This is a genomic window from Pseudomonas sp. MYb60 (genome assembly GCF_002979555.1).
In the GTDB taxonomy this organism is placed as follows: Bacteria; Pseudomonadota; Gammaproteobacteria; order Pseudomonadales; family Pseudomonadaceae; genus Aquipseudomonas.
Genome location: NZ_PCOZ01000006.1, coordinates 1 through 11704, shown reverse-complemented (window position 1 = coordinate 11704; position 11704 = coordinate 1). Strand labels below are relative to the sequence as shown.

Sequence of the window (11704 nt, the reverse complement as noted above, 5' to 3'; positions counted from 1 at the left end):
GCTGGCGCAGCTCACAATGTGGGAGGGGGCTTGCCCTCGATAGCGGTGTTTCAGTCCCGGATAGGGTGACTGAACCACTGCCATCGGGGGCAAGCCCCCTCCCACAGTCGTTTTGGGGTGTTTAGGAGATTGTTCAAATAATCACCAATCACCTTGCTTCGCACCGTCCCCTTCTCTACAATTGCGCCCCTTGCCTTCCTGGCGGGCACCGATGTGCCTCCCTGCGGCAAGATCCATAAGTGTCATTCACTCCTTGTCTGACCGTTTTTTAGCGGCAGGCTACAACCCGTAAGGAGCATTCATGCGTCATTACGAAATCATCTTTTTGGTCCACCCGGATCAAAGCGAGCAAGTCGGCGGCATGGTTGAGCGTTACACCAAGCTGATCGAAGAAGACGGCGGCAAAATCCACCGTCTGGAAGATTGGGGCCGTCGTCAACTGGCCTACGCAATCAACAATGTTCACAAGGCTCACTACGTGATGCTGAACGTTGAGTGCACTGGCAAGGCCCTGGCCGAGCTGGAAGACAACTTCCGCTACAACGATGCTGTGATCCGTAACCTGGTCATCCGTCGCGAAGAAGCCGTTACCGGCCAATCCGAGATGCTCAAGGCTGAAGAAAACCGCAGTGAGCGCCGTGAGCGTCGCGACCGTCCTGAGCACGAAGGCGCTGATAGCGCTGATAGTGATGACAGCGACAACAGCGATAACGCTGACGAGTAATCCACGGACCTTTTAAGGAGCCTATCAAATGGCACGTTTCTTCCGTCGTCGTAAATTCTGCCGCTTCACCGCTGAAGACGTGAAAGAGATCGATTACAAAGATCTCAACACTCTGAAAGCCTACGTATCCGAGACCGGCAAAATCGTTCCAAGCCGTATCACCGGTACCAAAGCACGTTATCAGCGTCAGCTGGCCACCGCTATCAAGCGCGCCCGCTTCCTGGCCCTGCTGGCCTACACCGACAGCCACGGCCGCTGAGACCGGGCAGTCGACAAGTAGTAAGGGATTGAATGCATGCGCGCCTTAGCTGAGTTCATCATGCGCGGTCGTGTGCAGGCCACTCTGGTAGTGGCTGGCTGTGCGGCATTGCCGTTGCTTTATTGGTTGGGTGCTGCCGCGGGTTGCCTTGTGCTGCTGCGGCGCGGTTTGAAGGACGCCCTTGGCGTTCTTGCCCTGGGTTTGTTGCCGGCCTTGATCTGGTGGCTGCAAATGGGTGATCCACGGGTACTTCTGGTACTGCTGGGGTCATCGAGCCTTGCGTTGGTTCTGCGCGCAAGTGAGTCCTGGGTCCGCACGCTGCTGGTCAGCGTGGCATTGGGGTTGGTGTACTCAGTGATGCTTGGCGCGGCTTTCCGCCCGCAAATCGAGGCGCTGGCGCAGGAGATCGTCAAGATCCTGCCCCTGGCCCTCGGGGATCTCTACCAGCAATTGTCGGTAGATGAGCGAGCGCGGTTTGCGTCACTGATTGCCCCGGTCCTGACCGGCCTGATTGCGGCATTGTTGCAGGTCGTCAGCGTGCTGAGCCTGATTCTTGGGCGTTATTGGCAGGCGTTGTTGTACAACCCGGGTGGTTTTGGTCGCGAGTTTCGCAGTATCAGAATTCCCGCGGGGCCGGCGATGTTGCTGCTGGCGTGCATGGTTGTCGGGCCGAACTTCGGTCCTCAGATGGCCTTGCTGGCGCCGATTTGCAGTGTACCGCTGGTGTTTGCCGGGCTGGCCCTGATTCACGGGCTGGTTGCGCGAAAGCGCCTGGCCAAGTTTTGGCTGGTGGGGTTGTACGTGACGCTGTTGCTGTTCATGCAGCTGATCTATCCGTTACTCGTGGTTTTGGCCATTGTCGACGGCCTGATTGATTTTCGCGGTCGTCTGGCGTCGAAAGACGCCGATAACGCGAACGGTGAAGGTTAAAAGTTAGAGGATTTTCACATGCAACTGATCCTTCTGGAAAAAGTCGCCAACCTGGGCAACCTGGGCGACAAAGTGAACGTTAAGGCCGGTTACGGTCGTAACTACCTGCTGCCATACGGCAAAGCCACCGCTGCAACCGCTGCCAACCTGGCTGCGTTTGAAGAGCGTCGTGCTGAGCTGGAAAAAGCAGCAGCAGACAAAAAAGCTTCGGCCGAAACTCGCGCTGCCCAACTGGCTGAGCTGGAAGTGACTATCACTGCCACCGCCGGTGACGAAGGCAAGCTGTTCGGTTCGATCGGCACCCACGACATCGCTGATGCACTGACCGCCTCCGGCGTTGAAGTGCAGAAGAGCGAAGTTCGTCTGCCGAACGGCACCATCCGCAACGTAGGCGAATTCGACGTAGCCGTGCACCTGCACGCCGAAGTTGAAGCCACCGTACGCGTTGTCGTGGTAGCAGCTTAAGCAACACCCAACTGCTGGCACCTTGCGTGCCACGCAGTTAACATCGGGCACGATCCTGTTTACAGGTCGTGCCTTTTGTTTTTTTACACACCCCTAATTCCAAGTGGCCATGAACGATATTTCAGCTCCTGAGCAATACGATCTGCAAACCGCTGCCCTGAAGGTGCCGCCGCATTCCATCGAGGCCGAACAGGCCGTGCTCGGTGGCTTGATGCTGGACAATAACGCCTGGGAACGCGTGCTGGATCAAGTCTCGGACGGTGACTTCTATCGCCATGACCACCGCCTGATCTTCCGCGCAATCGCCAAGCTGGCCGACCAGAACTCGCCGATCGACGTGGTGACCCTGGCCGAGCAGCTCGACAAGGAAGGCCAGACCTCCCAGGTCGGCGGCCTCGGTTACCTCGGCGAGCTGGCGAAAAACACGCCGTCCGTCGCCAACATCAAGGCCTACGCCCAGATCGTTCGCCAGCGGGCCACGTTGCGCCAACTGATCGGCATCAGCACCGAGATTGCCGACAGCGCCTTCAACCCCGAAGGCCGTACTGCTGAAGAAATCCTGGATGAGGCCGAGCGCCAGATCTTCCAGATTGCCGAGGCGCGGCCCAAGACGGGCGGCCCGGTGGGCGTCAACGAGTTGCTGACCAAGGCCATCGACCGGATCGACACCCTGTTCAACACCGACGCGGCCATCACCGGTATTTCCACCGGCTATGCTGACCTCGACGAGAAAACCAGCGGCCTGCAACCGTCCGACTTGATCATCGTCGCCGGCCGTCCGTCCATGGGCAAGACCACCTTCGCGATGAACCTGGTGGAAAACGCCGTGTTGCGCAGTGACAAGGCCGTCCTGGTGTACTCCCTGGAGATGCCAGGTGAGTCGCTGATCATGCGGATGCTCTCGTCCCTGGGCCGTATCGACCAGACCAAGGTGCGTTCCGGCCAGCTGGAAGATGACGATTGGCCGCGCCTGACCTCGGCGGTCAACCTGCTCAACGACCGCAAGCTGTTCATCGATGACACCGCCGGTATCAGCCCGTCGGAGATGCGCGCGCGCACCCGTCGTCTGGTGCGCGAGCACGGTGACATTGCCCTGATCATGATCGACTACCTGCAATTGATGCAGATTCCGGGCTCCAGCGGCGACAGCCGGACCAACGAGATTTCCGAAATCTCCCGGTCCCTGAAAGCCCTGGCCAAGGAATTCAACTGCCCGGTGGTGGCCCTGTCTCAGCTCAACCGTTCCCTGGAGCAACGCCCCAACAAGCGCCCGGTGAACTCCGACTTGCGTGAGTCCGGAGCGATCGAGCAGGATGCCGACGTCATCATGTTCGTGTACCGCGACGAGGTGTACCACCCCGAGACCGAACACAAGGGCATTGCCGAGATCATCATCGGCAAGCAGCGGAACGGCCCTATCGGTTTTATCCGCCTCGCGTTCATCGGCAAGTACACCCGCTTCGAGAACCTCGCGCCGGGCAGCTACAACTTTGACGACGATGAGTAACGTTCTTCAGGTCGCCTGCTCAAAGATCCTCTGAGCGACCTTGGGGCTGATGACCTCCCGCCAGATCGGTTGATGCGCCCGGCCAGCTTGCTCCTCTTGCTGCTGAAAGGCGCTTCCCTGGCGACTCTGCCTCAGGGTTTTCAAATGGGCGCCCTTTATCGTGTAGTCCTTGGCGGGGCGGTCTTTGCGGTCGTAGTGAAAGTGGGCCTCCCACAGTGGGCTTGCGTCAGTACGGTCATTGATCGAGTAGACATCCAGGAATGAGCGCTGTTTTCCCTTGCCTACCTGTTTGCGCTGCGCTGACCTGGTCACGCTGACCTGAGCGTGTTCCAGCAAGTAGTTCAAGCGCAGCACGTCAAGCACCTCCTTGTTCTTGTACATGCGCACCAAAATCTCATGCCCGCGCACATTCATAGACGCTGCAGCCGCCCTGAGACGGCTCGCGATATCCGTCGCGTCTGTTCGTTTGTCGGCCTCGCGGTTGGCTTCCAGCATCGTGGCCAGGTCATGAAGCCGGTCCTCATGGGTGCCGAGGAATTCCAGGATATTGGTCGGGTTGGTGTTTTGACGCTCCAGGCCCAAGGCGTCCTCCAGGTGTTTGTCGACGCTGGACAGTGCCAGCCCTGCGTCACGAATCAATACGGGCAGTGCAGCCCCGTCGGTCCTGACGGCGATAGGTCGCCACTCACCCTGCGCTTTTTCATAGCGCCGTGGCGCTGCCTCTGGCCGGAAAGGATCCTCGACATTCAGCGTCACGCTGCCGTCAGCCGCGACATGCTTGTCGCCGACCAATAGCCGATAGGTGCCGTGCTGGCGCGTGCGGAACATTTTTTTCGTGATCGGCGGCTGGGTGCTGTCCGCCGCTTGTGGGGGAATGAAGTCGAAGTCAATGTCCTGATCGAAACTGGGTAGCTGCGCGTTGCTGTCCAGTTGCTCGTAGAAATCGGACAGGCGTTTTTCGATGGTGGTTTCGAAGCTGTCCAGCAGCCCGATGATCGCGTTGATTGTCTCAACCCGTGTGGGCGTCTCGGAAGCCAGCAATGCATTGAACGCCTGTTTTTCAGCGATGATCTGCTCCTGCGCCAGTTGCAGGGCGAGGGGGTGGGTCGGCCCAGAAATATTCTTCAGATCATCCATCACGCAATACGCCGCCGTCAGCCCGCGCATGCCGACGGGGGGCGGCTCATGCGGGTTTTCCCATAACAAGTGCAGCAGCACATTGAGCTTGGTGTAGTTGATCTGTGTGAGGCCGGGTACTGCATCGTTGAGCCGGTCCAGTTGCGGCCCTGCGCTGCGATCGGCTTTCTTGATCTGTTCTTCCACGGTCTGGCGGTCCTTGAGCACCTCCAGCTTTTTGTCCAGTTGCACGAGTGCGCGCTTGTAAGCGTCAGCGGTGACCGTCGGCCCTTGAAGAGTGGGCAGGACTCGGCGGTCCATGACGGCTATCAGCTTGTTGAAGTACTCGACGCGAATCATTTGCTGCTCCAACAGTTCCTGTTTATACAAGCCGCCGGCCTTGAGCAAAATCAGCCAGTCTTTTTCGTCGATGTAGCGGTTCACGTAGTCCGCCAGCAACTTCAAGTGTTTGAGAATGTGCACTTCCAAAGTAATAAGCGCTGCTGTTTCAGCGGTACTGCCTTGTGGCAGGTCGTGCGCCTTGTCCCAGAGTTCGCTGTACTTGGCGTTGGAGCTGGCCAGTGTGTCGAAGGCCTGTTTGATCGGCTCATGGCGCTGCAGCAGCAGCATCCTGTTGTCATGCGCGCGGGCATCACGCGGCATGCCACCGGCAAGTCCGGTCTGAATGGATACCCAAACATTGGCGGCATTGCGGCAGACGGCGCGGCTTTGTCCGGCGCGACTGGCGTTGTACGTATTGGCGGTGTCGGAGGCCACCGGGTCAGTAGTCTTGACGATGCGCCATACCTTGCGCAGGGGCGAGGACGCATCGCGGTCCAGCATGACCTGGTAGGCCGTCTGATCAATGTTGATGTACTTGCGCCCACCCAGCTCGTGGATACCGTCCGCATCGGCAAGCCGGGAGACTTGCCTCATGTCAAAGGCGCGAAAATCCTGCAGGCTTTGGCTCGAAAGAGGCGACAGGGGCGAAGGTATCAGGAGTGCTTTCAGGTAGTCATAATGGCGCCGGGCCTGCCCGATGATGTCTTCGGCAAGCCCGCTGATGTCGTGGATATTGCGTCCCAGGGCGTCGCGTTGCGAATCGGTCAGCGCACGCAGTGTCGCGCCTGTCAGGCTGTTTTCATCGGCTGGCGGGGTGCTCAGCTCGCCGCTGTCTTGCAGGTAGCCAGCGTACTGGGTGGCCGACTTGACCAGCATCACAAAGGTATCGGCATCGGGGTGACCAAAGGTATCCAGCAGCGAGCCGCGTCCCTTGGGTCGTCCGGCGTGATCCAGCGTCGCCTGGTAGACCTGAAGGGCAACATCGCTCGGCCAGCTCGGCAGCAAGGTTAACAAATGGCCGAATATGACCTCACTCTGCGGATCCAGCCCTGCGCCGTTCGGCGAACTGATCGCGCCCAATGCCCGGGCGAGCACGCTTTGCTCGATGCTTGCTTGAAGCGCAGTACCAGCCGCCGCATTGACAGGCGTGTACTCGCCTTGACCCAACGGTGGGAACCGGCGCACCAGATCATGTGCCGCCGCCGCAGAGAGTTCCGGGGCGCGGCGGCGCAGCGTCCTTGCGGCCGTGTCCTCGCCCGCACGGGCCAGAGGCGCAAACCGGTGGGCGACCGACTGGCTGGCCACCTGGGCGCGAGGCTGGTCGATCAGCAACGCGGCATGAAGGCCTTGCAGGTGCTGGTCAAAATGGCGCGCGGTTTTTCTGCGCAGCTCCACCACCCGGTTTTCCAAGTGCTGATCCTGGGCGTTGTGCCCGGTCTTGCCCAGCACGCCATCGGGTATCAGGCGTTCATATTCAAGCAACACCCTTGGCAGCAGCGCTTCCGGTGTAGACGTGACCGAGCGTGTCCGATAGCGGTCGGCTCCCAGGTGGAGCAACTCAATCTGCTGCGCCGGCCGCTCATTGGGGCCGGGAACCGGGCTGTAGCTGGACAGCAACGCAGTGCCCGCGGCGTCATACAGGTTGATCGCGCACCGGCTCAAGTCGGCCAGCAGCGCAGGCAAGGCCTGATTGGCGATAGTGGGCAACGGGGTATCGGGCTGGTGGAGTGCCTCTCGCAACGTAGCCAATTGTTCGCGCAAGTGCTGGTCTTCGATGGCTTGCAGCAGCGGCCAGGGCGCCTCCTGCCGACCCGTCCACAGGCTCCGCAACTGCTGGCGCGAGATTCCGGCCATGTCCAGACTAAGCTGGCACCCTTGCAGGGACAGCGACACCTGGTTGGAAGGCAGCATTAATTGCAGCCATTGCGCATTCCCCAGTGGTCGGGTGTCGACCGGATCCAGCATCCAGCGCTGCTGTTGCGGGTAATAGCGCACAGGCGGTTCGTAGCGGGCGCCAGGATGGGTGAGGCGATAACGTTCTGAGCCAGGCTCACGGATGACCCGGGCGATTTTCTCCTGCTCTTCGACGACCAGGCGGATGTACTGCGCGCCATTCTTTTCAAACAGCCCTTCGCTGCTGGGCTGAAGCCCCTGGAGCGAGGCGGGCTCGACCTGCGTGTACTTGTCCAGGAACCACAAGCCGGCACCGCCACGGGCATCGAGTCCGTGGCGGGGATGCCCCAATGCGGTGAGCAACTGGCGTGTCCGACGGTTCGACAGTGTGTGCGCCACCCCTTGCACGCGGGTGCTGACCAGCAGGTCGAAGATGTCGGCGACCGCCTGGATCATATCGGCCTGTCGACCTTGCCGTAGGGCGATTACGGCCTCGAAGCTCTGGTGTGCCAGAGTTCCCAGCATGGCCACCAGCATCACTTTGCTCAGCCCCGTCACGCCTCCCGGCAGCGGCAGAAGGAGCATCGACAGGGTTTCGCTGACCAGGTACTTCAGCAGCTCCAGGGAGGTTTCGCGGTCGGCCACGCGGGTGTTGCGCGCGAGGCGGATCAGGTCCGACTGGATGACCCAGCCTCGGCTGACGGGCAGGGCATGGGCCAATGAGCGAGGGACGACGCCATAGCGTTCGATCCGCAGCTTTTGTGTGTTGGGCGTCTTGCTGGCGAAAAGGTCATAAAGGATTCTGGCGTGCCAGTAGAGTTCGTCCCGATTGACGGTGAGGGGTTTGATGAAGGTTCTGATCTTTTCCTGATTGTTCAGGGATAACGCGCCCATGAACCAAGCAAGTTTCTCAAGGCCGATTTCGTTGCGCACCTCGTCTTGCAGGGTGCTGATGGCGTCGTCGATGGAAAAGTGGCTGCGCAGAGCCCCTGATGGACGTCCCGGGAAGTAGCTGTAGACCCGGGTGCCTTTTTCGCTGTCCACACGGCGGGTGAAAAACGGAATGTCGATTTTTTCACCGCCCGCATCCAACTGATAAGCATCCCATTGAAGCGGAACGTTGAACACCTCGCTTCGAAGAGTATTGAACTCCGACTGGGTGAGGGACGCCGGCCCATCGCTGCGGTAGGCATCCCACACGGCCAGCAACAACTGGTTGCCTTGAACGCCAAACAACGGCCCGGACAACTGATCGTCAAAGTGTTGCTCCAGGTACTTTTCGATGCGATTTCCAATGTCGACCTCGCGGGCGATCTTTACAAAGTCAATCACGCTCAACGCGTCGTCGCTGATGTAGCTGGCACGTTGTTCTTCAGTGGAAAAATACTGGGTAAAGCCGAAATTACGATGCGCCGCCTCCAGCAGCGTGATGGAGCGTTCGTACTCCCGTGCCGTCAGGTCTTCCTTGGAAATTCCCAGGCGCAGGCCGAGCGGATCGTTTGGCGCGACAGTCGGCAGTTCGCTGGCGGGTATGGGCAGTTGCCGGACGCGGGTCTTCAAGTAGGTGGTGCGCGCGTTCACCGGCCTGCCGACTTTGGCTTTCAGGGCGTGCTCCAAGGCTTGGAGCAGTTGTCGGTCGAGAACGTCGTAGAAGCGGCGCAGGGCGTCGGCCAAGATCGTTTCGCGGGTCATCTGCTCTTTGCACAGGCGCAGGTATTCGCTTTGCTCCAGCGGTGCAAGCTTGCCCATGAAGCGGGTGAGATTTTCCTGCATCACTTGCAGGGCCAGAGTTTCGGACCAGTGGTCGCTGGACAGCAACGTATAAGGGACCGCTTGCGGGGAGGTATCGGGTTGGTGGGTCATGGGCTACGCTCGCAGGGATGATCGAGCGATGGTAGGTAGGCGGCAGCGGGTGAATGAGGTAGTTATATTTCGCCAGGCAGCGCGCCGTGCAGTTTTGATCAAGACCGAGCATTACCGTCGGAATTGGTCAAAATTTGTGCTATATTCCGCGCCCGCGATTTTTCATCTCAACACCGGTCACCGTCATGCAAACAGCCAAGCCGTTATTTGACTATCCCAAGTACTGGGCCGAATGTTTCGGTCCAGCGCCATTCCTGCCGATGAGCAGGGAGGAGATGGATCAGCTTGGCTGGGATTCCTGCGACATCATCATCGTCACCGGTGATGCATACGTTGACCATCCGTCGTTCGGCATGGCGATCATCGGCCGGCTGCTGGAGTCCCAGGGCTTTCGCGTCGGGATCATTGCGCAGCCGAACTGGCAGTCCAAAGACGACTTCATGAAGCTGGGCGAGCCGAACCTGTTCTTCGGCGTCGCGGCCGGCAACATGGACTCGATGATCAACCGCTACACCGCCGACAAGAAAATCCGCTCCGACGACGCCTACACCCCTGGCGGCATGGCCGGCAAACGCCCGGACCGCGCCAGCCTGGTGTACAGCCAGCGGTGCAAGGAAGCCTACAAGAACGTGCCGATCGTGCTCGGTGGCATCGAAGCCTCCCTGCGCCGCATCGCCCACTACGACTACTGGCAGGACCGTGTGCGCAACTCGATCCTGATCGACGCCGCCGCCGATATCCTGCTGTACGGCAACGCCGAGCGGGCCATCGTCGAGGTTGCCCAGCGCCTGTCGTGGGGCCACAAGATCGAAGACATCACCGACGTGCGCGGCACCGCGTTCATTCGCCGTGACACGCCAGCGGGCTGGTACGAAGTGGACTCCACCCGTATCGACCGCCCGGGCAAGATCGACAAGATCATCAACCCGTACGTCAACACCCAGGACACCCAGGCTTGCGCCATCGAGCAAGAGAAAGGCCCGGTGGATGATCCTGAGGAGGCCAAGGTCGTACAGATCCTGGCCAGCCCGCGCATGACCCGCGACAAGACCGTGATCCGCCTGCCGTCGGTGGAAAAAGTCCGTGGCGACGCCGTGCTCTACGCCCACGCCAACCGCGTGTTGCACCTGGAAACCAACCCAGGCAACGCCCGCGCCCTGGTGCAAAAGCACGGTGAAGTGGACGTGTGGTTCAACCCGCCGCCCATCCCGATGACCACTGAAGAAATGGACTACGTGTTCGGCATGCCTTACGCACGTATCCCGCACCCGGTGTACGGCAAGGAAAAGATCCCGGCCTACGACATGATCCGCTTCTCGGTGAACATCATGCGGGGCTGCTTCGGTGGCTGCACCTTCTGCTCCATCACCGAGCACGAAGGTCGCATCATTCAGAACCGTTCCGAAGAGTCGATCATTCGCGAAATCGAAGAGATCCGCGACAAGGTGCCGGGCTTCACCGGTGTGATCTCCGACCTCGGCGGCCCGACCGCGAACATGTACCGCATCGCCTGCAAGAGCCCGGAAATCGAATCCGCCTGCCGCAAGCCGTCGTGCGTGTTCCCCGGCATCTGCCCGAACCTGAACACTGACCACTCTTCGTTGATCCAGCTGTACCGCAGCGCCCGTGCGTTGCCGGGGGTGAAGAAGATCCTGATCGCGTCCGGCCTGCGCTACGACCTCGCCGTCGAGTCGCCGGAATACGTGAAAGAGTTGGTCACCCACCACGTCGGTGGCTACCTCAAGATCGCCCCGGAACACACCGAGGAAGGTCCGCTCAACCAGATGATGAAGCCGGGCATTGGCAGCTATGACAAGTTCAAGCGCATGTTCGAGAAGTACACCAAGGAAGCGGGCAAGGAGCAGTACCTGATTCCTTACTTCATCGCCGCCCACCCGGGCACCACCGATGAAGACATGATGAACCTGGCCCTGTGGCTCAAAGGTAACGGCTTCCGTGCCGACCAGGTGCAAGCGTTCTACCCGTCGCCAATGGCCACCGCCACCGCGATGTACCACTCGGGCAAGAATCCGCTGCGCAAGGTCACCTACAAGAGCGACGCGGTGACCATCGTCAAGAGCGAAGACCAGCGCCGACTGCACAAGGCGTTCCTGCGCTACCACGACCCGAAAGGCTGGCCGATGCTGCGTGAGGCCTTGACCCGCATGGGCCGGGCGGACCTGATCGGTTCGGGCAAGGACCAGTTGATTCCCTTGCACCAGCCGAGCACCGACAGCTACCAGAGCGCCCGTCGCAAGAACTCGACGCCGGCGGGCAGCCACAAGGTCGCCAAGGAAACCACCACCAGGATCCTCACCCAGCACACCGGGCTGCCGCCACGAGGCAGTGACGGCAGCAACCCGTGGGACAAGCGCGAGCAAGCCAAGGCCGCCGCGCAGGCACGCAACAAGCAGGCTGCCAAGGAGCGCACCGACGCTGCCAAGGGCAAAGGCAAGAAACCGGCGCGCAAGCCGGTGGTGCCGCGTTGATCGCAGGCTGAACCTGCAAAACGCCAGCCTCGTGCTGGCGTTTTGCTTTCTGTTCACCGGCGAGGCTCTTTGTGAAGCGCCGGTCGTGACGTGGCGATCGGGCGCTCGTTCACCCG

General features: G+C 60.3%; 7 protein-coding genes. 6 read left to right on the top strand and 1 reads right to left on the bottom strand.

Translation table 11 applies throughout. From position 1 onward, the window contains the following. The first annotated feature begins 301 nt into the window (after positions 1-301). From rpsF to dnaB, 5 genes are all read left to right on the top strand, one after another. Positions 302-724: a 30S ribosomal protein S6 gene (gene rpsF, locus CQ041_RS11665; RefSeq protein ID WP_003236224.1), complete on the top strand. Its 423-nt coding sequence runs from the start codon at positions 302-304 to the stop codon at positions 722-724. A gap of 28 nt (positions 725-752) precedes the next feature. After that, positions 753-983, top strand: coding sequence for a 30S ribosomal protein S18 (gene rpsR, locus CQ041_RS11660; protein ID WP_002551829.1), 231 nt, complete (start codon positions 753-755; stop codon positions 981-983). A gap of 36 nt (positions 984-1019) precedes the next feature. After that, positions 1020-1913, top strand: coding sequence for a hypothetical protein (locus CQ041_RS11655; protein ID WP_105521990.1), 894 nt, complete (start codon positions 1020-1022; stop codon positions 1911-1913). An 18-nt stretch (positions 1914-1931) separates the two neighbouring features. Beyond that, positions 1932-2378, top strand: a complete 447-nt coding sequence (gene rplI / locus CQ041_RS11650; protein ID WP_003171376.1) for a 50S ribosomal protein L9 — start codon at positions 1932-1934, stop codon at positions 2376-2378. A gap of 109 nt (positions 2379-2487) precedes the next feature. Continuing rightward, positions 2488-3885: a replicative DNA helicase gene (gene dnaB, locus CQ041_RS11645; RefSeq protein ID WP_105521989.1), complete on the top strand. Its 1398-nt coding sequence runs from the start codon at positions 2488-2490 to the stop codon at positions 3883-3885. 6 nt (positions 3886-3891) lie between these two features. Here the strand turns inward: dnaB and CQ041_RS11640 are convergent, their stop codons facing one another. Beyond that, positions 3892-9099, bottom strand: a complete 5208-nt coding sequence (locus CQ041_RS11640) for a DUF6543 domain-containing protein (protein ID WP_105521988.1) — start codon at positions 9097-9099, stop codon at positions 3892-3894. A 185-nt stretch (positions 9100-9284) separates the two neighbouring features. On the opposite strand from CQ041_RS11640, the gene CQ041_RS11635 reads away from it, so the two are divergent. Further along, positions 9285-11588 (top strand): YgiQ family radical SAM protein, encoded by a 2304-nt coding sequence (locus CQ041_RS11635; protein WP_105521987.1) that lies wholly within the window; start codon positions 9285-9287, stop codon positions 11586-11588. Positions 11589-11704 lie beyond the last annotated feature (116 nt).